This is a genomic window from Streptomyces sp. 2131.1, assembly GCF_900105515.1.
Lineage (GTDB): Bacteria > Actinomycetota > Actinomycetes > Streptomycetales > Streptomycetaceae > Streptomyces > Streptomyces drozdowiczii.
Genome location: NZ_FNSY01000001.1, coordinates 3,529,970 through 3,551,311, shown reverse-complemented (window position 1 = coordinate 3,551,311; position 21,342 = coordinate 3,529,970). Strand labels below are relative to the sequence as shown.

16 protein-coding genes are annotated in these 21,342 nt (G+C 68.5%); 5 read left to right on the top strand and 11 right to left on the bottom strand.

Going from position 1 to position 21,342, the window contains the following annotated elements; all coding sequences use genetic code 11:
* The first annotated feature begins 55 nt into the window (after window positions 1-55).
* Window positions 56-673 carry a GNAT family N-acetyltransferase gene (locus BLW14_RS15800; protein ID WP_093707913.1) on the top strand — a complete coding sequence of 206 codons (618 nt, stop codon included), beginning with the start codon at window positions 56-58 and terminating at the stop codon, window positions 671-673.
* Window positions 674-771: 98 nt separating this feature from the next.
* Here BLW14_RS15800 and trxA read toward each other — a convergent pair whose 3' ends face one another.
* The 4 genes from trxA to sigM all read right to left on the bottom strand — a co-directional run bounded on the left by trxA (window position 772) and on the right by sigM (window position 3,945).
* Entirely contained in the window at window positions 772-1,101 is a 330-nt protein-coding gene (gene trxA, locus BLW14_RS15795) for a thioredoxin (protein ID WP_093707912.1), read from the bottom strand.
* 48 nt (window positions 1,102-1,149) lie between these two features.
* Window positions 1,150-2,115, bottom strand: a complete 966-nt coding sequence (gene trxB / locus BLW14_RS15790; protein ID WP_093707911.1) for a thioredoxin-disulfide reductase — start codon at window positions 2,113-2,115, stop codon at window positions 1,150-1,152.
* 133 nt (window positions 2,116-2,248) lie between these two features.
* A complete protein-coding gene (locus BLW14_RS35750) occupies window positions 2,249-2,743 on the bottom strand; it encodes a hypothetical protein (RefSeq protein ID WP_093707910.1) in 495 nt (164 codons plus the stop codon).
* A 470-nt stretch (window positions 2,744-3,213) separates the two neighbouring features.
* Window positions 3,214-3,945: an RNA polymerase sigma factor SigM gene (sigM, locus tag BLW14_RS15780; RefSeq protein WP_093707909.1), complete on the bottom strand. Its 732-nt coding sequence runs from the start codon at window positions 3,943-3,945 to the stop codon at window positions 3,214-3,216.
* Between the two features lie 138 nt (window positions 3,946-4,083).
* On the opposite strand from sigM, the gene BLW14_RS15775 reads away from it, so the two are divergent.
* A complete protein-coding gene (locus tag BLW14_RS15775; RefSeq protein WP_093707908.1) occupies window positions 4,084-4,551 on the top strand; it encodes a DUF2690 domain-containing protein in 468 nt (155 codons plus the stop codon).
* An 85-nt stretch (window positions 4,552-4,636) separates the two neighbouring features.
* On the opposite strand, the gene BLW14_RS15770 is transcribed toward BLW14_RS15775, so the two are convergent.
* The 3 genes from BLW14_RS15770 to BLW14_RS15760 all read right to left on the bottom strand — a co-directional run bounded on the left by BLW14_RS15770 (window position 4,637) and on the right by BLW14_RS15760 (window position 10,973).
* Entirely contained in the window at window positions 4,637-6,334 is a 1,698-nt protein-coding gene (locus BLW14_RS15770; protein ID WP_093707907.1) for a protein kinase family protein, read from the bottom strand.
* A 128-nt stretch (window positions 6,335-6,462) separates the two neighbouring features.
* On the bottom strand, window positions 6,463-8,625 hold the full coding sequence (gene murJ / locus BLW14_RS15765; RefSeq protein WP_093707906.1) for a murein biosynthesis integral membrane protein MurJ: 2,163 nt from the start codon (window positions 8,623-8,625) through the stop codon (window positions 6,463-6,465).
* A 50-nt stretch (window positions 8,626-8,675) separates the two neighbouring features.
* Window positions 8,676-10,973: a DUF6049 family protein gene (locus BLW14_RS15760; protein ID WP_093707905.1), complete on the bottom strand. Its 2,298-nt coding sequence runs from the start codon at window positions 10,971-10,973 to the stop codon at window positions 8,676-8,678.
* 181 nt (window positions 10,974-11,154) lie between these two features.
* Between BLW14_RS15760 and BLW14_RS15755 the strand changes: the two genes are divergently transcribed.
* A complete protein-coding gene (locus BLW14_RS15755; protein WP_093707904.1) occupies window positions 11,155-12,597 on the top strand; it encodes a CCA tRNA nucleotidyltransferase in 1,443 nt (480 codons plus the stop codon).
* Between the two features lie 128 nt (window positions 12,598-12,725).
* Here BLW14_RS15755 and BLW14_RS34510 read toward each other — a convergent pair whose 3' ends face one another.
* The 4 genes from BLW14_RS34510 to BLW14_RS15735 all read right to left on the bottom strand — a co-directional run bounded on the left by BLW14_RS34510 (window position 12,726) and on the right by BLW14_RS15735 (window position 16,572).
* A complete protein-coding gene (locus tag BLW14_RS34510; protein ID WP_177153991.1) occupies window positions 12,726-13,295 on the bottom strand; it encodes an LppU/SCO3897 family protein in 570 nt (189 codons plus the stop codon).
* Window positions 13,296-13,339: 44 nt separating this feature from the next.
* Window positions 13,340-14,608 (bottom strand): MFS transporter, encoded by a 1,269-nt coding sequence (locus BLW14_RS15745; RefSeq protein ID WP_093707903.1) that lies wholly within the window; start codon window positions 14,606-14,608, stop codon window positions 13,340-13,342.
* A 114-nt stretch (window positions 14,609-14,722) separates the two neighbouring features.
* Window positions 14,723-15,805: an inositol-3-phosphate synthase gene (locus tag BLW14_RS15740; protein WP_018522072.1), complete on the bottom strand. Its 1,083-nt coding sequence runs from the start codon at window positions 15,803-15,805 to the stop codon at window positions 14,723-14,725.
* A gap of 62 nt (window positions 15,806-15,867) precedes the next feature.
* Complete coding sequence (locus tag BLW14_RS15735; RefSeq protein ID WP_093707902.1) at window positions 15,868-16,572, bottom strand: PadR family transcriptional regulator; 705 nt, start codon at window positions 16,570-16,572, stop codon at window positions 15,868-15,870.
* 387 nt (window positions 16,573-16,959) lie between these two features.
* On the opposite strand from BLW14_RS15735, the gene BLW14_RS15730 reads away from it, so the two are divergent.
* Both BLW14_RS15730 and BLW14_RS15725 read left to right on the top strand, forming a co-directional pair.
* The gene (locus BLW14_RS15730) at window positions 16,960-19,698 is read left to right on the top strand and encodes a transglycosylase domain-containing protein (protein ID WP_371128074.1); all 2,739 of its coding nucleotides are present in this window, start codon (window positions 16,960-16,962) and stop codon (window positions 19,696-19,698) included.
* Window positions 19,699-19,824: 126 nt separating this feature from the next.
* Window positions 19,825-21,330, top strand: a complete 1,506-nt coding sequence (locus BLW14_RS15725; protein ID WP_177153990.1) for a glycosyltransferase family 87 protein — start codon at window positions 19,825-19,827, stop codon at window positions 21,328-21,330.
* Window positions 21,331-21,342 lie beyond the last annotated feature (12 nt).

The following is a 21,342-nucleotide window of genomic DNA, read 5'->3' as shown; positions in this document are numbered from 1 at the left end:
TCTGGCAGGGCATTTCCGTCCAGGACGTGGGCGAGAGAAGTGAGGAACAGCCTTCATGGGGCGTCGGCTCGTACCGCTCACGCTGGACAACCTTCCCGACCTTCCCCGGCGCTGTCGCTCCTGTGTGTTCTGGGAGCTCGACCCGGTCAGTGGCGAAGCTGCCGCCAAGGGCGGAACGGCCGATCGGGAGAAGGAAGCCTGGATCTCCGGCGTTCTCCTGGAGTGGGGCTCCTGCGGGCGTGTGGTCTATGTCGATGACGTACCGGCCGGCTTCGTGCTTTACGCACCCCCGGCGTATGTCCCGCGCGCGACCGCCTTTCCGACGAGCCCCGTGTCCCCCGATGCCGTCCAGCTGATGACCGCGTTGATCATGCCGGGATACCGCGGCCAAGGGCTGGGCCGGGTGATGGTTCAGACCGTCGCCAAGGACCTGATCCGGCGGGGCTTCAAGGCGATCGAGGCCTTCGGGGACGCGCGGTGGAAGGAGCCGGCCTGTGTACTGCCCGCCGACCATCTTCTGTCCGTGGGGTTCAAGACGGTGCGTCCGCATCCGGTGAACCCTCGGCTGCGGCTGGAGCTGCGTACGACGCTCTCCTGGAAGGAGGACGTTGAGATGGCCTTGGACCGACTTCTGGGCGTGGTGCAGAAAGAGCCTGCTCTGCGACCGTTGTGAGGCTCACTCATCCGTGCATACGAAACGGGCCCGTCCGAGGAGGACGGGCCCGTTTCACGTGAAACATCAGACGCAGGCGGCGTCTTGCTCGCGAAGCCTTACTCGGAGATGAAGTCCGAGAGGTCACGCAGGATCGCGGCCTTCGGCTTGGCGCCCACGATAGTCTTGGCAACCTCGCCACCCTGGTAGACGTTCAGCGTCGGGATGGACATGACGCCGTACTTGGCGGCGGTGGCCGGGTTCTCGTCGATGTTGAGCTTCACGACCTCGATCTCGCCGTGCTCAGCCGCGATGGCCTCCAGCGACGGGGCGATCTGGCGGCACGGACCGCACCAGGCAGCCCAGAAGTCCACCAGAACGGGCTTGTCGCTCTTGAGGACGACCTCCTCGAAGGAGTCGTCGGTCACGTTCTTCAGGGTGCCGGCCACGGCAGCCTCCTTAGCTTCGCGGGGTGGGGATGTGGGATGAGGCGTGGTTCAGACGGCGGCCGCGGGAGCAGCCTTCTCGTCGTCGGCGAGCGCGGCAAGGAAGCGCTCTGCGTCGAGGGCGGCGGAGCAGCCCGTGCCGGCTGCGGTGATCGCCTGGCGGTAGGTGTGGTCGACGACGTCGCCCGCACCGAAGACACCGGGCAGGTTGGTACGTGTCGAGGGGGCGGCCACCTTCAGGTAGCCCTCGTCGTCCAGGTCGAGCTGGCCCTTGAAGAGCTCGGTGCGCGGGTCGTGTCCGACGGCGATGAACAGGCCGGTCACGGCCAGCTCGGACGTCTCGCCGGTCTTGGTGTTGCGCAGGGTCACTCCGGAGAGCTTCTGCTCGCCGTTGACCCCGGCAACCTCGCTGTCCCAGGCGAACTTGATCTTCGGGTCGGCGAACGCGCGCTCCTGCATGGTCTTGGAGGCGCGCAGCGTGTCCCGGCGGTGGATGATCGTGACCGACTTGGCGAAGCGCGAGAGGAAGGTCGCCTCCTCCATCGCGGTGTCGCCGCCGCCGACCACGGCGATGTCCTGGTCCTTGAAGAAGAAGCCGTCGCAGGTCGCGCACCAGGAGACGCCGCGTCCGGAGAGGGCGTCCTCGTTGGGGAGACCGAGCTTGCGGTGCTGCGAGCCCGTCGTGACGATGACCGCCTTGGCGCGGTGGACGGTGCCGGCGGTGTCGGTGACCGTCTTGATGTCACCGGTGAGGTCGACGGAGACCACGTCGTCCGGGACCAGCTCGGCACCGAAGCGCTCGGCCTGGGCGCGCATGTTGTCCATGAGGTCGGGCCCCATGATGCCGTCCTGGAAGCCCGGGAAGTTCTCCACGTCGGTGGTGTTCATGAGCGCGCCACCGGCGGTGACGGCGCCCTCGAAGACCAGCGGCTTCAGCGAGGCGCGCGCGGTGTAAAGGGCGGCTGTGTAGCCGGCCGGGCCGGAGCCGATGATGATCACATTACGCACGTCGCTCACGGGTTTCTTCCTCGTCTCTGCAGACTGCCTACTGTCCACGCCTACTGGGGCCGGTTCAACGACTCTCACCCCACCCAACGGATCCTACGGGGGATGCATTCCCAACGTGCCGGAGCGGCTGGCGGTGTGATTCTCAGGGGCGGTTGTAAGCGTGCGTCAGCAGCAGTTTCCCCTTGGCGGGGGGCCCGGCGCCGACGCATGCAGCCTCGATGACATAGGCCTGGACGCTGGCCGGGTCCGTGGGGTGGGGCAGTACGACGAGGTAGGCATCGATGCCCTCGTACGAGCCCTTCTCGATGGCGAGGGCGTCGCTGTTCCGCCCGATGCCCTCCTCCACACACGCGGGGACGGTCACGGCCGGAGCGCGGAGCGGGGCCTCAGGCGACATGGGGTCCGAGGGGTCGGACTGGGGCGAGGACTTGGAGCCGACGGACGGAGCCTGTTCCTTGGCGCCGGGGCCCTGGCTGGCCACATCGGCACGTTCATTCAGCAGCGCGTCCACCTGGCCCTCAAGTGTGGCCTGCGAGTACACACGCGCGTTGCTCTTGCCCCCCGTATCCTGACTCACTGCGCTGGTGTCGCTGCTGCTCTGCGAGACCGGGACGTTCTGCAGCAGGAAGACGCTCATTCCGGTCAGGGCAGCAGCTCCGAGTGCGGTGGCGAGAAGGGTGGCTCGGCGTCGTGTCCGGCCGGGGCGACGCCCGGGGCCCGTACCCGCACGGGCATGTCCGGTGGGGCGGTCTGGGGTGCCTGACCGTGGCGGAACGGCCGAGGTTATGGGTTCGGGCTCTGTTTCACGTGAAACATCTGTTGCTTCACGTGAAACGTCGGCGGCCGCGGCCTGTGTGCGGCGGGACGCTGCCTCCGCGGCGAGTGCGGCATCGATGCGGTCGGCGATGTCCCCGGGCATGGGCGGAGGTGCCGGCAGGTCGCCGAGCAGGCTGCGGATCTCCTCCAACGAGGCGAGGAGGTCACCGCAGAGGTCGCACCTATCCGTATGGCTGCGGACCTCGGCCGCTCGGGACTCGGTGAGCAGGCCCTCGGTCAGGTCGGAGATCTCCGAGACATCCGGGTGCTGGGTCGTGTCGGCTGCTGATGTCATCGGTGTCCACCTCCGCCCTTCATTGCTGTGGGGTCGCCGGCTGCGTCTCGTGGTCCGGCTGCCGGTGGGACGGATGGCCGTGGTGTCCGGTTCCCTTCCGTGTCGGGCGTCTCACTGCCGCCACCGTCACTTCGGAGATGGGCCAGCAGCGGCGCCAGGCGGGCTCGGCCCCGCGCGCAGCGGCTCTTCACGGTGCCCACGGGCACGTCGAGGATGCGGGCGGTCTCCGCCACCGGGTATCCCTGCATATCCACCAGGACAAGCGCCGCGCGCTGTTCGGCGGGGAGAGTGGCGAGAGCGGCGATGAGTTCGCGGTGGAGGTCGTGACGCTCTGCCGGAGCCTCCGCCGACTCGTGGGGCTCCAGAAGCTGGTCGAGCCGTTCCGGGTCGTCGACGGGCGAGGTCTTCCGCGACGCGGCCTTGCGGACCCGGTCGAGACAGGCGTTCACCGTGATCCGGTGCAGCCACGTGGTGACGGCGGACTGGCCGCGAAAGGTATGGGCGGCGCGGAACGCGGAGACCAGCGCGTCCTGCACGGCGTCAGCCGCTTCCTCGCGGTCGCCCAGCGTCCGCAGGGCCACGGCCCACAGCCGGTCGCGATGGCGTCGTGCCAGCTCACCGAAGGCATCGGGGTCACCGGCCACATGGCCGGCGAGAAGGTCCGCGTCGCTCGGCGCGTCGGCATCGGCACCGTGGTGCTCGCGGTCTCCCCCCTCAGCTGTCGCCATCCGTGCATTCAAACCGATCCTCGACAGAAAGTAAATGGTGAGGTGGGTTGGATTATAGGAATGACAAAAGCGCGTTTCGCTTGAGCTTCGAATGTGCCCTGTCCGCCCTATATTGAGGGAAATCAGGAAGGGGACCACATGAAGAAGAGGCATGTGAAGCGGTACCTGGGAAAGGTGCTGACGACCGTTCTCGCCGCACCCGCGCTGGTGGCACTGCTCCCGGGGAGCGCACAGGCGGCCAGCTATTCGATGGACGGGAAGAATCCCATTTCCGCCGGGTGTTCCGGCGATGCGACCACTGTCAAGCGCGCCTCCATCGGCACCTCCACCTGGACACTCGGTGCTGTTGAGCTGCGGTACAGCGTCAAGTGCCACACCGCTTGGGCGCGGATCACCCTCTCCGAGGACGTGTGGGGCAAGGCTCAGATCGTGCGGAACTCGGACGGCAAATCGTATAACTGCACGAAGCTTTCCTACAGCTCTTCCCTCGGCAGCTATAGCTGCTACACGGCGATGGTCTACGACAAGGATCCGCTCTCCTCGTACGCGGAGGCCTGGTCCCAGTACGACAACGTCAGCCTGCACTCGAAAACGCCTTCGTACTGACCGCTGAAACGGCTGGGCAGACGAAATGGGGCCGGTCCGGATCGAGTGATCCGGGCCGGCCCCATTTGTTCGCGATCCTGAAAGGTCAGCTGGTGACCTTGATGTCCGAGATCTTCCCCCGGAAGTTCCCCTCACTGCTCGGCGGGAGCTTGGTGAGCCAGACAAGCAGGAACCGAGCCTGCACAGGCTTGGCGGGCTTGAGCGAGACCTGCGTCCCGGCACCCTGTGCGACCCTCTCGAAGCCGGAGAGCCCGGCCGGCATCGTGGAGCCGCCCGTGCGCAGCTCGACCGACGTGGTGCCACCCAGGAAGGACACGTCCACCGTCCCGACCCGCTGCACCTTGCCGAGATCGAGTACGATCCCGACGCCCTTCTTCAGATTGCCGAATTCTGCGGAGTAGTAGCCGTCCGTGTTCCAGTACGAACTCGGGTCGTCGTCGTACGCATTGCCTATGCTCTGCGGCTTCTCACTGCCGTCGCCTCCGAGCGGGTCGTAGTCCTGCGCACTGACGATCGGGACGGGCTTGCTCTTCTCGACCGGCGGGGCGTCGTTGTTCTCCGGGTTGGACTGGGTGGTGCCGGGATCATCGCCCGAGTTGTTGTCCCGGTCGATGAGTGTTTCGGCGAGTTGCCAGCTGCCCAGCCCCAGCGCGGCGATCAGCAGCGCGGAGACGGCCCACTTCAGGGCCCGTCCGGTGCGGCTCTGCAGCGGGGCGGGCGGCACGGGGACGACGGGCTGGGTCGCGGCGGCTCCGGGGACGGCCGGCCTGCCGTACGTGCCCTGCTGGTAGGTGGTCCGCTGGTACTCGGGCGGCGCGGTGAAGACGGGCTCGGGAGGCCGGATGCGAGGCATGGCCGCCACGGCCTTGGCGAGCTCGTCGGGGGTGGTGCACGGCTGTTCCTGGCGGGAGGCCGTGGCGCCGTCGTTGGCGAGGGCGCGCATGGCGATCTCGGAGAGCCCCCGGTGGACTCCTGCCCGCACCTGGTCGGGCGCCAGCAGCCCCATCCCCTTGGGCAGGCCGGTGAGCCCGTACGCATCGCTCTCGTACGGCCAGCGCTGCGTCAGCGCGGCGTACAGCAGGGCACCGATGGCCTCCGTGTCGGCCCGCTGGGGGCCGTCCGAGGTGATGCCCCTGAGAGCGGCGTTCACCGCGAGGCCGCGGATCCGGTACTGGCCCGACGTACTGCGCAGCACGGCCCCCGGAGTGAGCCTGAGGTGGGCCAGGCCCTCCCGGTGGGCGGCGGCCATGGCTTGGGAGACCTGGCTGACGAGCTGATAAGCGTCGTGGGCCTCCATCGGGCCCGCGCTCAGCAGGGCGGTGAGCTCGGTGGCGTCGGGCAGCCATTCATGGACGACGTAGACGAGGTCGTCCTCCTCGACGGCGTCGAGGACCTGTACGAAGCGGGGGTCGCCGAGCAGCGCGGAGGACCGGGCCGCGGCCAGGACGGCGCGTGCCCTTGGGTGGTCCGCGGGAAGGAGGTGGACGCCGACCGCCCGACGCAGCTTCTCGTCGACGGCCCGCCAGCTGCTGAACCCGTCCAGGCGGGTGACGCACTCCTCCAGCCGGTACCGGCCGGCCAGCTTGTGTCCGCTGTGCAGGTCCGGGGTGGCCGGGGAGGGCTCGGGAGCGGCTTTGGTGCCGTCCTCCGTCGAGGATTCCGCTTCCGCCGCGTCCTGCGCTTCTGCCGTGCCGTCGGTCGTGGCCTCGTCCGCCTTGGCGGTCAGCGGCTCGTCCCCGCTGTTGTCGGCCACGTCGACGGCAGCCGTGCTACGTTCCGCCACCGTCGTTCCTGCCTCCCCATCCGTTGCGCGATGCCAGCCAGCTCTGCACAGTCACGCCAATTGTGCCCACACTCCGGCGCTATGCACGACACGCGGAGGCCGGCGATGGTTGTGCGGGCTCGGCCGCCCTAGCGGCCGAGCCGCCCCCTGACCATGCCGACCATGCCGTTGATCTCTTCGATCCGCATCCTCTTGGCCGCGACGAAGAACACGCCCAGCAGCAGGATCCCGCCGCAGATCAGTGCGACGAGCGAGCCGAAGGCACCTTGCCCGAGCACGCTCAGAAGCCCGAAGCCTGCCGCTCCGCCGACCACGGCGGCCGGAATCGCGGCCAGGCACAGCCGGGCGTAGGTGCGGACCACGTGGGCGCCGTCCAGGTCGCCGCCCAGGCGGTTGCGCAGTCGGCGCCACGCGATCCCGACACCGACGGCATACGCCAGTCCGTACGAGGCGGCCATGCCGACCACGGCCCACTGGGCGGGCAGCACCACGTAGCAGAGGGCCGAGGCTGCCGCGTTGACCAGGGCGACGATGACCGTGTTGTAGAACGGCGTCCGGGTGTCCTCGTACGCGTAGAACCCGCGCAGCACCACGTACTGCACGGAGTACGGAATCAGACCGAGGCCGAACGCCATGAGGATGAAGCCCATGGAGCGGGCGGCCTCGGGGCCGCTGGACGCGTACAGCAGCGTGCACATCGGCACGCCCAGGGCCAGGAACGCGAAGGCGACCGGCACGATGGCCACAGCGGAGTTGCGCAGCCCCTGCGAGATGTCGTCGCGGACGGCGCCCGGGTCGTTGTCGTGCGCGGCCCGGGAGATACGGGGCAGCAGGGCGGCCATGACCGAGACGGTGATGATCGCCTGCGGCATGCCCCAGATCAGCTGGGCGTTGGAGTAGGCGAGGAAGCCCGCGCCGTTCTTCCCGGACGCCTTGCCGGCCGAGGTGGCGAGCTGGGTGACGACCAGTACACCGGCCTGGTTGGCGAAGACGAACAGGACCGTCCACTTGGCGAGCTTGACCGTCTTGCCGAGACCGTGGCCCTTCCAGTCGAACCGCGGGCGGAAGCGGAAGCCGGCCTCGCGCAGGTACGGGACCATGGCCAGCGCCTGGACGACCAGTCCGAGCAGGGTGCCGATGCCCAGCAGCCGCACGCCCTCCGGCGGGATGGTCTGCACGCCCATGTGGGACTCGTGGGACGTGCCGTAGACCCAGATGAACATGCCGAAGGTGAAGATCATGACGATGTTGTTGAGGACCGGGGTCCACATCATCGCGCCGAACTTTCCGCGGGCGTTGAGGATCTGGCCCATCACGACGTGCACACCCATGAAGAAGATGGTGGGCAGGCAGTAGCGGGCGAAGGTGACGGCGACGTTGTTGGCCGCCGGGTCGTCCGCGATCGTCGACGACATCAGCCGGATGAGCCACGGTGCCGCGAAGACCACCACGGCGACGATCAGGCCGAGCGCGACCATCACCAGGGTCAGGAGCCGGTTGGCGTAGGCCTCGCCGCCGTCCTCGTCGTCCTTCATGGAGCGGACGAGTTGCGGGACGAAGACGGAGTTCAGGCCGCCGCCCACGGTGAGGATGTAGATCATCGTGGGCAGCGTGTAGGCGATCGTGAAGCTGTCGCCGAGCAGGGCCGCGCCGAGCGCCGCCGTGATCACGAGGCTGCGGACGAAGCCGGTGAGGCGCGAGACGAGCGTGCCGGCCGCCATGACCGCACTGGACTTCAGCAGGCCGGAGGCGCGGCCGCCGGACTTGGGCGGCGCGGGGGCCGGGGCGGGCTCGGGCTGGGCCGGTGCCGGGGAGGCGGCAGGCCCCGCGGGGCCCTCCTGGTCCCGGAAGAGGTGGGCGAAGGCGTCGGGCTCGTCGCGGTCGGCGGAAGCCTGGGTGACGAGGTCGTCCACGCCCACGAACTGGGTCGTCGCGGCGTTGTCGCCGTACGGGAGGTGGCGCGAGGGCCCGGCGGGTTCGGGCGGCGGTGTCTGGGCCCAGATGCGGGGGTCGGGGGGGTACTGGGCCGCCGGAGGCTGCTGGTACAGCGGCTGCGGCTGCTGGTAGGTGCCGGGCGGCGGTGGCGGGTGCGCGGCGCGGTCGTACAACGCCTCGTCCACCGGGTCCTGCGCGGAGAGGTCCTGGGCCCGGTACGGGTCGTAGTCGTACGTGGACTGCAGATACGGATCCGGCACCGGCTCCTGCTCCGGCCCAGGGGGTACCGGAGGGCCGCCGGGGTACCCGGCACCGCCCGCACCCTGACCGCGGTCACCGTCGTACGGCGCGTTCATCGAAACCCCACCTCATCGTCCCCGGCCGACCGGCCACGACAGACATCTGCTCAACGGTCCACTTTCTCACCCGTGCCCGACGGCTCCGTGCTTTCGGGACCGGTGTCCGGCGTCGGGTCACTCGGCTGCTCGGGTTCACTGCCGTCGTCGCCCGCCGCGCCGCCCCCGTTGGCGCGCTTGCGATGTGCATACATCCTGATGCCGGCCAGGACCAGCAGCAGCAGCCCGCCCGCGATCACCAGAAGCACCGTCGGGGTGATCTCGGAGACCTTCACGGTGAAGGCCATCTCCTCACCGTACGGAGTCCCGTCCTTCGTGTAGAGCTGCGCGGTCATCTGGACCTGGCCGTTGATGTTGGCCGCCGCGTCGAACTTCACCGACTGGCTGTGGCCGGCGCCGATCTGGATGGGCTGCTCCGCCGTGCTGCCACCGTCGTTCAACTTCAGACGGGTCGCGTTGTCCGACTTCAGCCGCAGTACGAGGTCGTCGACGTCCTGAAGCAGCCGGTTCTGCACGGTCACGGGGATCGTGGCGCTGCGACCGGACAGGGTGATGTCCGACTTCGGGACGAGCTGGACCTCGCCGACCAGCCCCTGGAGATAGGTGCGGACCGAATCCCGGTACTGCTGGGCCTTCAGCGGTCTGCCGCGCCACGACGTCGACATGGACCGGTTGACGGCGTTGCCGAAGGGCGTCACCACCCGCTCGGGGTGGGTGAGGATGACCTGGAAGTTGTCGAGCGAGGACTGGATGGACTTGATGTCCTGGAAGGCCTGCGTCGGCAGCTCCTGGCGGCGCAGCTTCTTCGGGTACCGGGAGGCCGGCGGCACGCTGGTGGTCGCCTCCGCGTCCGGCTTGGTCGCCGATGCCTTGGTGAGCCCCTGGGGCTGTGTCCAGCGGTCGTCGTCCAGCGCGTGGAGGGCGCGGGCCATCGACTGGGCCTGGGCGACCGTCGGCATGCGGGAGGGCGCCACGACGACGGACCGGTCCTTGTCCGTGTCCTGCTCGGCCAGGGCGAGTGTCAGGGCGAGGAACTTCTGCACGGCGAGCGTGGAGCTGCCCGCGTTGCCCATGTCTCCCTGGAAGGCGGTGGAGAGCCGTGCGTCGGCGACGACCGCCGTGGTGCCGCCGCCGATCGGGCGGGCGGCGGAGGGCGTGTAGGCCAGGTTCCCGGTCTCTTCGAGGCTGTCGCTGCGGGCGATCACGTTGTGGGCGCCGGCCGAGGTGGCGACGTCCACGATCGACGGGTCCACCGCACCGTCCACCGGCCACGCGAAGTCGGTCGAGGGCTTCAGGTGGAGGATCGTCTCCACCGTCATCCCGGCGACCTCACTGGCGGTCTGCAGATGGCTGAGGGTGCCCGAGACGGTCTTGCCGCGGTGGGCGATCGAGGCGAGGTCCGGGTCGCCGAACGGCAGGGCCACGACCTTGCCCTCGGAGACGGCCGCCTCCAGCGAGGTGAGCCACTTCTTGGCCACCTCCTGGTTCGTCCCGGCGACCGTGGTGTCGCCGGACCTGACCCGGTAGGGCTTGGTCATCGCGTCGACGCTGGCCAGCAGGTCCGGATCGATGACCCAGGTCACGGGCAGCTGCCTGCCCAGTGACACCATCTGCTCCAGACGGCCGCCCGGGGCGATCTCGGCGGCGAGGTCGTCGTCGGCGAACACCGGCGTCTGCTGCTCGTCGGAGCCGGTCTCCGCCGTGAGGTGAGCGGACGCGATGAGCGGCCAGAGGTAGCTGAGGCCGATCCGCGAGTCGCGTTCCCCGTCCTGCCAGGGCAGGAAGGTCCGCTTGATGCCGAGTACCTGGTCGTACACGGTGTGCGAGGTCCGGCCGGACAGCGAGATGCCCAGCTGGTAGACCCCGTCGTCCCCGAGGCCCAGCTTGCTGACCGGGACCGACAGCGTGAAGTCCTGGCTGATGCCCGAACGCAGCTTGTCGATCTCGACCGTGTACTTGCCCCCGAGTGGATAGGGGTCGGTCCCGGGCAGGTATCCCGTACGGCCGGCGGCCGTGTCGATGGCGGTCCTGCTGTAGAGCCGGGGGCCGACCCGCAGATCGACCTGGGCGTCGGTGACCGTTTCCTTGCCCTTGTTGGTCAGGGTGCCCGAAATCCTCAGCGTGTCCCCCTTCTCGGGGGCGCTGGGGGTGATCTGGTCCAGCGACACCGCGACCGTGCTGGAGCCCGTGGGGGCCTTCGCGGGCGCGTCTGCCCGGGCCTGCGGGGCGGATGCTCCGGCCAGCAGGGCGGCGACGAGCGGAGCCCCGGCGAGCACGGCGGCTGTGCGCCGCAGCCACCGGCGGGCAGGAGAGGGATGCATCCCCTGGATGTCTGCCGCCTCGGCCACGCGTACCCGTCCCTCGTCATCGTCGGCTGCTGGCGACCGTTGTCCGTCGCTGCGTCCCCGCATGGTAACGAGGCTTGCTGGGACTAAGTGCTGGGGAGTGCGCTGCATGATCGTGAGAGTCTCGCAGGGGCGAGGAAACTCGTGACGCCCGGACCGGTGGGGGCACGTACCCTTTTCTGTTGTGCCGAACGCCAACGAAGACAACTCCAGCGCCCTGACCCAGGTGCAGCACCGCGCAGTCAGCGAACTGCTGCGGGTCTCCCCGGTCGCCGACGATCTCGCCCGCCGATTCCAGGATGCCGGATTCAGTCTCGCACTGGTCGGCGGCTCGGTCCGCGACGCACTGCTCGGCAGGCTCGGGAACGACCTGGATTTCACGACCGATGCCCGCCCCGAGGATGTGCTGAAGATCGTCAGGCCGTGGGCCGACTCCGTATGGGAGGTCGGGATCGCCTTCGGCACGGTGGGTGCGCAGAAGCACGGCTACCAGATCGAGGTCACGACGTACCGGTCGGAGGCGTACGACCGGACCTCGCGCAAGCCGGAGGTGTCCTACGGCGACTCCATCGAGGACGACCTCGTGCGGCGCGACTTCACGGTGAACGCCATGGCGGTCGCGCTGCCCGAGAAGGAGTTCATCGACCCCCACGGAGGTCTGGAGGACCTGGCCGAGCGGGTTCTGCGCACCCCCGGGACGCCCGAGGAGTCGTTCTCGGACGACCCGCTGCGCATGCTGCGCGCGGCACGGTTCGCCGCACAGCTCGACTTCGAGGTGGCTCCCGAGGTCGTCACCGCCATGACCGAGATGGCCGGCCGGATCGAGATCGTCTCCGCCGAACGCGTGCGTGAGGAGCTGAACAAGCTCCTTCTTTCCGCGCATCCCCGGAAGGGCCTGTCCCTCCTCGTCGCTACGGGGCTGGCCCAGCAGATCCTGCCCGAGCTCCCGGCGCTCCAGCTGGAGAGTGACGAGCATCACCGGCACAAGGATGTCTACGAGCACTCCCTGACCGTCCTGGAGCAGGCGATCGACCTGGAGGAGGACGGGCCCGACCTCGTTTTGCGCATTGCCGCCCTCCTGCATGACATCGGCAAGCCGAGGACGCGCCGCTTCGAGAAGGACGGGCGGGTCTCCTTCCACCATCACGAGGTGGTGGGCGCGAAGATGACGAAGAAGCGCATGACGGCGCTCAAGTACTCCAACGAGATGGTCAAGGACGTCTCGAAGCTGGTGGAGCTGCATCTGCGCTTCCACGGCTACGGCGACGGCGAGTGGACCGACTCCGCGGTCCGCCGCTACGTGAGGGACGCCGGTCCGCTTCTGGAACGGCTGCACAAGTTGACCCGGTCGGACTGCACCACGCGCAACAAGCGCAAGGCCGCCGCCCTCTCGCGCACATACGACGGGCTGGAAGAGCGCATTGCCCAGTTGAAGAGCCAGGAAGAGCTGGACGCGATCCGGCCGGACCTGGACGGCAACGAGATCATGCAGATCCTGGGCGTGGGGCCCGGCCCGGTCATCGGCAAGGCGTACGCGTTCCTCCTGGAGCTGCGCTTGGAGAACGGCCCGCTGGAGCATGACCAGGCGGTCGCGGAACTGAAGAAGTGGTGGGAGGCGCAGAGCTGACGCTCGCGCTTCCGATCGCTGCCTCGGCGCTCATGTTTCACGTGAAACATGAGCGCCGAGGCATACGCCGAGGGCGTTGTTTCACGTGAAACAACGCCCTCGTTCGGTGTTCTGGGTGATGCGGAGCCTCAGCCGGTCGGCTTGAGCGGCGTCAGGCAGAGCACCACGCTGCTCCGGCTCTTACGACTACCCGAGCTCTCGGTGTAGGCGGAGTACTTCTCCGCGTCACAGAGATCCGTGTCGGTCGTGCTGTCGTGGACCTCCGCGACCTTGTACTCGGCTGCGGACGAAGAGCAGTCGACCGACTTCATGTCCGGGTCGAAGTTGGTGCCCTTGTTCTCCAGGCAGTCCCCGACCGAAGCGGCCTTGGCGTCGGACTCGAATATCTCGCCCAGGCCGAACTTCAGCCCGATCAGCACGGCGATGCCTACCACGATGATGATGATGTTGCGCGTGGCGAGGAAGGCCTTCTTGCCGCCCGACGGCTGGGCAGGGCCCTGGGGCCCCTGGGGGCCACCTCCCCACCCCTGCGGCTGCTGGCCCTGGTGCGGAGGGTAGGGCTGCTGAGGCCCGCCCCACCCCTGCTGCGGCTGCTGGGGCTGTTGCTGCGGGTAGCCGTATCCGCTCTGCTGTGGAGGGTAGGGCTGGGCCGGCTGCTGGCCGTACGGGCCGTTGCCCTGCTGCGGCGGGTAAGTCATCTGAATGCCCCCGTGATTAACGTGTCCTGCTTGACGCGGGCACGCTATAGGACATCCCCGTTCCGACTCCAATGCGCCAGGTACAGGGCAGAGCTTGCGTAGAGCGCTGCCACGCCCATCACGAGCGCGACCGACCGCCCGTCAGGAGGCAGCATCAATGCGGCCGCTGCCGCGGCGGCGACAAAGGCGACGTTGAACAGCACGTCGTAGAACGAGAAGGCCCTGCCGCGGTAGGCGTCGTCCACCGCGATCTGCACCACGGTGTCCGTGGCAATCTTCGCCCCCTGGGTGACGAGCCCGAGGACGAACGCAGCCACGAGCATCGGCGCCGGGGCGAACCACAGGCCCAACGCCGGTTCGAGGACCGCGGCGGTCGCCGCGCATGCCACCATCCAGCGGAACCGTCCGAGCCGAGCCGCGGCCCACGGGGTCAGCACCGCCGCCGCGAAGAAGCCGGCGCCTGACACCACGACCGCCAGGCCGAGCAGGGCCAGACCGTCGTCCTCGCCGTCCGCCCAGGCGTACCGGCAGAGCATCAGGACCATGACGGTCAGGGCCCCGTAACAGAAGCGGATCACCGTCATCGCGGTCAGCGCGCGGGAAGCGCTCCTGTGCTCCATCAAGTGCCGCAGTCCGTCGAGGAGTCCGCCGCCCGCGGCGGCGAGCGCCGCCCGCAGTGGCATCCGGCCTGGTCCTCGGTCCGGCCCCAGGAGCCCCGACGCCAGGCTCAGCGACGCCAGTGCCGATGCGAGGTAGAGCGCCGCGCCCAGCAGCACCACGACCGCGTCGGAGTCCGCCAGCAGCAGCCGCACCAGGAAGGCGAGTCCGCCGCCCGCCGTCGCGGCGAGGGTTCCCGCCGTCGGCGAGAGCGAGTTGGCGAGCACCAGGCGTTCCCGGTCGACCACGCGCGGCAGCGCGGCGGAGAGCCCGGCGAGGACGAAGCGGTTGACTGCGGTGACGCAGAGGGCGGAGGTGTAGAAGAGCCAGACGGGAGCCGCCCCGATGATGAGGAGCGCGGTGCAGCAGGCGAGCGCGGAGCGCAGCAGGTTGCCGTAGAGGAAGATCTGGCGGCGGGGCCAGCGGTCCAGCAGCACGCCCGCGAACGGGCCGATGAGCGAGTAGGGGAGCAGGAGCACGGCCATGGCGGAGGCGATGGCACCCGCGGACGTCTGCTTCTCGGGGGCGAAGACCACGTGTGTGGCCAGAGCCACCTGATAGACGCCGTCGGCCGACTGGGACAGGATCCGCACTGCCAGCAGGCGGCGGAAGTTCCGAAGGCGCAGGAGTACGCGCAGATCACGTACGACGGGCATGGGAGCAAGGGTCACACACGCAGAGGGCCCCCGGGCGCATTGCCCGGGGACCCTCAATGGCGCGGCAGACGAGAAGCGCTGCCGCTCCTCACCGGCCCGACCGACTCAGCTGAGTCAGTTGGAGACCTCGCCGCGGATGAACTTCTCGACGTTCTCGCGGGCCTCGTCGTCGAAGTACTGAACCGGCGGGGACTTCATGAAGTAGGAGGACGCCGAGAGGATCGGGCCACCGATGCCGCGGTCCTTGGCGATCTTCGCGGCACGGACGGCGTCGATGATGACACCGGCCGAGTTCGGGGAGTCCCAGACCTCGAGCTTGTACTCCAGGTTCAGCGGAACGTCACCGAAGGCGCGGCCCTCGAGGCGCACGTACGCCCACTTGCGGTCGTCCAGCCAGGCCACGTAGTCCGACGGGCCGATGTGGACGTTGTCCGCGCCGAGCTCGCGGTCGCGGATCTGCGAGGTGACGGCCTGCGTCTTGGAGATCTTCTTGGACTCCAGGCGCTCACGCTCGAGCATGTTCTTGAAGTCCATGTTGCCGCCGACGTTCAGCTGCATCGTGCGGTCCAGGATGACGCCCCGGTCCTCGAAGAGCTTCGCCATCACGCGGTGCGTGATGGTGGCGCCGACCTGCGACTTGATGTCGTCGCCGACGATCGGGACACCGGCCTCGGTGAACTTGTCCGCCCACTCCTTGGTGCCGGCGATGAAGACCGGGAGGGCGTTGACGAACGCGACCTTGGCGTCGATGGCGCACTGCGCGTAGAACTTCGCGGCGACCTCGGAGCCCACCGGGAGGTAGCAGACGAGGACGTCGACCTTGCGGTCCTTGAGGATCTGGACGATGTCGACCGGGGCCTCGGCGGACTCCTCGATCGTCTGGCGGTAGTACTTGCCCAGGCCGTCGTGGGTGTGGCCGCGCTGGACGGTGACGCCGGCGTTCGGCACGTCGCAGAGCTTGATGGTGTTGTTCTCGCTCGCGCCGATGGCGTCCGAGAGGTCCAGGCCGACCTTCTTCGCGTCGACGTCGAAGGCGGCGACGAACTCGACGTCCCGCACGTGGTAGTCGCCGAACTGGACGTGCATCAGACCGGGCACCTTGCCGGCCGGATCGGCGTCCTTGTAGTACTCGACGCCCTGGACCAGCGAGGCGGCGCAGTTGCCCACGCCGACGATGGCTACGCGAACCGAACCCATTCCGGTTGCTCCCTGTGTGTAATGGATGTTTCTGATGAGTCCGCCGCGGATCTGCGGTGGACTCACTTGGCGGTGTCGCCGGACGGATCCGGCGGGTTGTCTCCCCGCCGGGGCAGGCCGTCAGGCTCTCCTGCGGTCTTCTGCTGAGCTGAGCCCTCGGGCGAGGATCGTCGCTGATCCCGTCCCGACCGCTCGCTCTCGATGAGCTCGTTCAGCCAGCGCACTTCGCGCTCCACGGACTCCATGCCGTGTCGCTGCAGCTCAAGTGTGTAGTCGTCGAGGCGCTCGCGGGTGCGGGCCAGAGAGGCGCTCATCTTCTCCAGGCGCTCCTCCAGCCGGCTGCGACGGCCTTCCAGCACCCGCATCCGCACCTCGTGCTCCGTCTGCCCGAAGAAGGCGAAGCGAGCCGCGAAGTGCTCGTCCTCCCAGGAGTCGGGGCCGGTGTGCGAGAGCAGCTCCTCGAAATGCTCCTTGCCCTCGGCCGTCAACCGGTAGACGATCTTGGCGCGACGCCCCGCCAGGGACGAGGCAGGAGCGACGGGCCGGCCGGAACCGGGCACCGTCTCTGCCGGAGCAGTCCCCGGTTCCTCGATCAACCAGCCGTTGGTGACCAGCGTCTTGAGGCAGGGGTAGAGGGTTCCGTAACTGAAGGCACGGAAGATGCCCAACGAGGTGTTGAGGCGTTTGCGCAGCTCATAGCCGTGCATCGGGGATTCGCGGAGCAGTCCGAGGACGGCGAACTCGAGGATGCCGGAGCGTCTGCTCAACCTCGCCCCTCCTTCTCCGAGTGCTCTCGCGGTCCCTTGTGCTGAGTCGATGTACCGAGCTGATGTATCGACTCGATACATCAGCACGATAGATCGGACCGCCCGCGCCGACAAGGGGAGCCTCAGTGAGCGGCGTCACATCGCTAATTCGTAGGAACCGACTTGCGTTATTTGAGGTGAAGTTCGGTCCTAGAAGGGTTTTGACCGTGCGTAGTCTGTGCGGCATGCAGACCACCGGGAACCGCGAGACGCACGCGTGCGTCAGTGCTCGCGGGCCAGCCGGATGTACTGCGGACGGGCCTGTCGCCGGGCTGGTCCGTCATTCGGGGGACCGGATCTCACCTGCCGCTTCCAGGCGCTCTCGCCTGCCCGAGGAGTAGTCGTTCGATGAGCGAGCACCGTCGCAAAACGTCGCAACCGCAAGGTGGCGGACGTGCCGCGGCCCGACGAGCCGCCCAGCAGTCCTCCGGACGCCGCACGGCACCGTCACGCGGAGTAACTTCAGCCTCACCTTCCGAATCGCACAGCGAGGAGGCTCCCTACGAGGGCCGCGCCGCCGCGAGACGGGCGGCCCAGCGAGGTGGTGGGGGCCGAGGAGGCTCCGGAGGCGGTGGCCGGCGCCGCGGCGGGGACGGCGGGCCGGAGGGCCGCGGTGGACGGCGTCCGGTCAAGAAGCGCTTCATCGACTACCCGCGGGCCGGCCGACAGGGCCTGCGCCGCTGGATTCCGTCGTGGAAGCTGGTCTCCAGCCTGTGTATCGGCTTCCTCGGCCTGCTGATGGGCCTTGCCGGTCTCGCGTACGCGATGGTCGCCAAGCCGGACATCAAGGTCGCCGCGAAGGCGGAGAACAACGTCTACTTCTGGAAGGACGGCACCCAGATGGTGGCCACCGGCGGTGAGGTCAACCGTCAGGTCATCGACTACGCGCAGATCCCCGAGGCGATGCGCAACGCCGTCATCTCCGCGGAGAACAAGTCCTTCAACAGCGACCACGGCATCGACCCCATGGGTATCGCCCGAGCCGTGTTCAACATGGCCAAGGGCGGGGAGACCCAGGGCGGGTCGACGATCACCCAGCAGTACGTCAAGAACTCGCGGCTGTCGCAGGAGCAGACCCTGAGCCGCAAGTTCGAGGAACTCTTCATCACGCTGAAGGTCGGCAGCGAGATGAAGAAGTCGGAGGTCATGGCCGGGTATCTGAACGTCTCGTACTACGGACGAGGTGCCTCCGGCCTCCAGGCCGCGGCCCGTACGTACTACGGCAAGGACGCCAAGGACCTGGACCCGAGCGAGTGCGCCTTCATGGCCAGCCTCCTCAAGGGCGCCAGCTACTACGACCCCGCGGGCGCTCCGGAGATCGACTCGGTGCAGGCCACCCCGGAGAAGAACCTCGAGCGGGCGACGAAGCGCTGGAAGTGGATCCTCGACGAGGAGGTGAAGGACGGCCGGATGACGCAGTCGGAGCGGGACAAGTACACCGAGTTCCCGATGCCCGACAAGCAGCAGAAGAACGCCCAGCTGGGCGGTCAGATCGGCTACCTCGTCAACACGGCCAAGGCCGAGTTCCTCAACAACACCGACGTCACCAGCGAGCAGCTGGCCCAGGGCGGCTACGAGATCCACACGACCTTCGACAAGAAGAAGGTCGACCAGCTCAGCAAGGCCGTGAAGCGCGTCTACGACGAGAAGATCGACCCCAAGAAGCGTCCGACGAAGGACACGCACGTCCAGTTCGGCGGTTCGTCGGTCGATCCCAAGACCGGTGCGATCCAGGCCATCTACGGCGGTGTGGACGCGACGAAGCACTACACCAGCAACGCCGGCCCCACCGGTGCCGCTGTCGGCTCGACCTTCAAGCCGTTCGTGCTGGCCGCCGCCATGGAGTACGGCAAGCGGGACCCGTCCGGCGGCGAGCAGCAGGGCGAGTCGGAGCGTACGAAGGTCTCGCCGCTGAGTATCTACAACGGCGACAACAAGCTGAAGATCAAGAAGTACAACGGCGACATCTGGACCGATGAGAACGGCAAGGAGTGGCAGCAGACCAACGACGACCACACGTCGTACGGTCCCATCACTCTTCGCGAGGCCATGCAGTGGTCGGCCAACTCCCCCTACGTACAGCTCGGCATGGACGTCGGTACGGACAAGGTGAAGGAGGCGGCCATCGCCGCCGGCCTGAAGGACGACCAGTACATGGCGGACGCCAAGGTCCCGTCCTTCTCCATCGGTACGTCCTCGCCGAGCGCGACGCGCATGGCCGGTGCCTACGCCACCTTCGCCGCCAGGGGCCAGCAGCGTGAGCCCTACTCCGTCACCGAGGTGAAGAAGGGCGGCGAGCCGGTCTACCGGCACAAGGTCGTCACCAAGAGCGCCTTCGACAACGTCATCGCCGACAACGTCACGGACGTGCTCAAGAACGTCGTCGAGAAGGGGACCGGTACGTCCGCGAAGCTTCCGGGCCGTCAGGTCGCGGGCAAGACGGGTACGACCGACGACAACCTGTCGGCGTGGTTCGTCGGCTACACCCCGCAGCTGTCGACGGCGATCAGCATGTACCGGCTGGACGACGACGAGAAGCACAAGAACCGCACGTTCGAGCCCATGTACGGCACCGGCGGCAAGGACAAGATCCACGGCGCCTCGTTCCCCGCACAGGTCTGGCACGAATACATGGCCGAGGCCATGAAGGGTGTGAAGGCCGTGGACTTCCCCAAGGCGGAGCCGGTCGGCGAGAAGGTGTACGGCGGCGGCGCGTCCAAGAAACCGACGCCGACCCCGACGCCCACCCCGACCGAGTCCGAGACGGCGTCGCCGACCCCCACCCCGACGCCCACGCCGACCCCCGAGGTCCCGACCCCCGACCCGTCCGACACCTGCGGTACGTGGGGCTGGAACTGCCAGGACAACGGCGGCACGAACGCGGGCACGATCCAGGGCAACGACGGCGGCGCGAATTCCGGTACGAGCCAGGGCAACGACGGCGGTACGGACACCGGAACCTCCACCGGCACGACCGAGGGGGACAACGGAGGCACGGACACCACCACCGGCGGAAACAGCAATGGGAACACCAACACCACCGGGAACAACACCACCGGAAGCTGGTTCGGCGGCACGGGCGGGTAGCGCCCGCACAGCGAGCCCCGCGCCGGCGAACAGCGCGGGGTGAACCGAACGGGAGAAGAGGGCCGCGGCACCCCTGGTGCGGCGGCCCTCGCCGTTTCCACAGCGCCGTACGGCAGGATGTGCGGCATGCCAAGCGCAGAGGACACGAGCGTGCACCAGGAACGGTCCGTCGTACGGCCCACGCACCGGGACGAGGTCGCGGCGGCCGGCAGCGAGCTGATCGGCGGGAGGTCGGGGCGCTGGTCGCGACTCGGCAGCGCGGCTGTCGCCCCGGTGGGGGCCATCGCCCTGGTGGCCATCGGGATGTTCGCGCTCGGGATGGTCCAGAAGCTGCCCTGCTACAACTGGGCGTGGTTCAGGGGCGCGGGCTCCCAGTACACGCACGCGTGCTACTCGGACATCCCGCACCTGTACTCGGGACGCGGCTTCGCCGACGGACTGGTGCCGTACTTCGACCGGCTGCCGGGCGACATGCAGTTCCTGGAGTACCCCGTTCTCACCGGGCTGTTCATGCAGGTCGCGGCCTGGCTGACGCCGGGCGGCGGCTCCGTCCAGGAGCAGGAGCAGGCCTACTGGCTGGTCAACGCGGGCATGCTGATGATCTGCACGGCTGTGATCGCCGTCTGCGTCGCCCGCACGCACCGGCGGCGCCCGTGGGACGGCCTCCTGATGGCGCTCGCGCCCGCCTTCGCTCTCACCGCCACGATCAACTGGGACCTGCTGGCGGTGGCCCTCACCGCCGCGGCGATGCTCATGTGGTCCAGGAGCCGCCCGCTGGCCTTCGGCATCCTCATCGGGCTGGCGACGGCGGCCAAGCTCTATCCCGTGTTCCTGCTGGGGCCCGTGTTCGTCCTGTGCTGGCGGGCCGGGAAATGGCGCGAGTTCGGGGCCGCGGTACTGGGAGCCGCCGGCTCCTGGCTGGTGGTCAATCTGCCCGTCATGGTCTTCGCGCCCGAGGGCTGGAAGAAGTTCTACGCGTTCAGCGAGGAGCGCGGCATCGACTTCGGATCGTTCTGGCTGATCATCACGCAGCGCACCGGTGAGCCGATCGACGTCGGTACGGTCAACACCGTCTCCACCCTGACCACGGTCGCGCTGTGCGTCGTGATCGGCGTGGTGGCCCTGACGGCACCGCGCAGGCCGCGTTTCGCGCAGCTCGCCTTCCTCGTCGTCGCGGTGTTCATCCTCGTCAACAAGGTCTACTCGCCGCAGTACGTGCTCTGGCTGATCCCGCTCGCCGCACTGGCCCGGCCCCGCTGGCGGGACTTCCTGATCTGGCAGGCGTGCGAGGTCATGTACTTCCTGGGGATCTGGATGTACCTCGCGTACACGACGAGCGGCGACAAGCACCAGGGGCTGCCCACGGAGGGCTACCAGCTCGCGATCGTGCTGCACCTGCTGGGCACGCTGTACCTGTGCGCCGTCGTCGTACGGGACATCCTGATGCCGGAACGCGACCCGGTGCGGCGGGACGGCTCGGACGACCCGTCGGGCGGGGTGCTCGACGGGGCCGAGGACGCCTTCGTGCTGTCCCACCTCGTCGAGACCGTTACCGCGCGCCGCGAGGCGGTTCCGGCGGCGGCCGGAGCGCGGGTGGAGTGGGGCGGGGCCGGCACGCCCGCCGCCGACTGAGCGGGGCGGGCG

What these genes read in the sequence shown, in the direction of transcription:
- BLW14_RS15800 (WP_093707913.1), top strand. Translation starts at nt 56, where the DNA reads ATGGGGCGTCGGCTCGTACCGCTCACGCTGGACAACCTTCCCGACCTT.
- BLW14_RS35750 (WP_093707910.1), bottom strand. Translation starts at nt 2,743, where the DNA reads ATGAGCGTCTTCCTGCTGCAGAACGTCCCGGTCTCGCAGAGCAGCAGC.
- sigM (WP_093707909.1), bottom strand. Translation starts at nt 3,945, where the DNA reads ATGGCGACAGCTGAGGGGGGAGACCGCGAGCACCACGGTGCCGATGCC.
- BLW14_RS15775 (WP_093707908.1), top strand. Translation starts at nt 4,084, where the DNA reads ATGAAGAAGAGGCATGTGAAGCGGTACCTGGGAAAGGTGCTGACGACC.
- murJ (WP_093707906.1), bottom strand. Translation starts at nt 8,625, where the DNA reads ATGAACGCGCCGTACGACGGTGACCGCGGTCAGGGTGCGGGCGGTGCC.
- BLW14_RS34510 (WP_177153991.1), bottom strand. Translation starts at nt 13,295, where the DNA reads ATGACTTACCCGCCGCAGCAGGGCAACGGCCCGTACGGCCAGCAGCCG.
- BLW14_RS15745 (WP_093707903.1), bottom strand. Translation starts at nt 14,608, where the DNA reads ATGCCCGTCGTACGTGATCTGCGCGTACTCCTGCGCCTTCGGAACTTC.
- BLW14_RS15740 (WP_018522072.1), bottom strand. Translation starts at nt 15,805, where the DNA reads ATGGGTTCGGTTCGCGTAGCCATCGTCGGCGTGGGCAACTGCGCCGCC.
- BLW14_RS15730 (WP_371128074.1), top strand. Translation starts at nt 16,960, where the DNA reads ATGAGCGAGCACCGTCGCAAAACGTCGCAACCGCAAGGTGGCGGACGT.
- BLW14_RS15725 (WP_177153990.1), top strand. Translation starts at nt 19,825, where the DNA reads ATGCCAAGCGCAGAGGACACGAGCGTGCACCAGGAACGGTCCGTCGTA.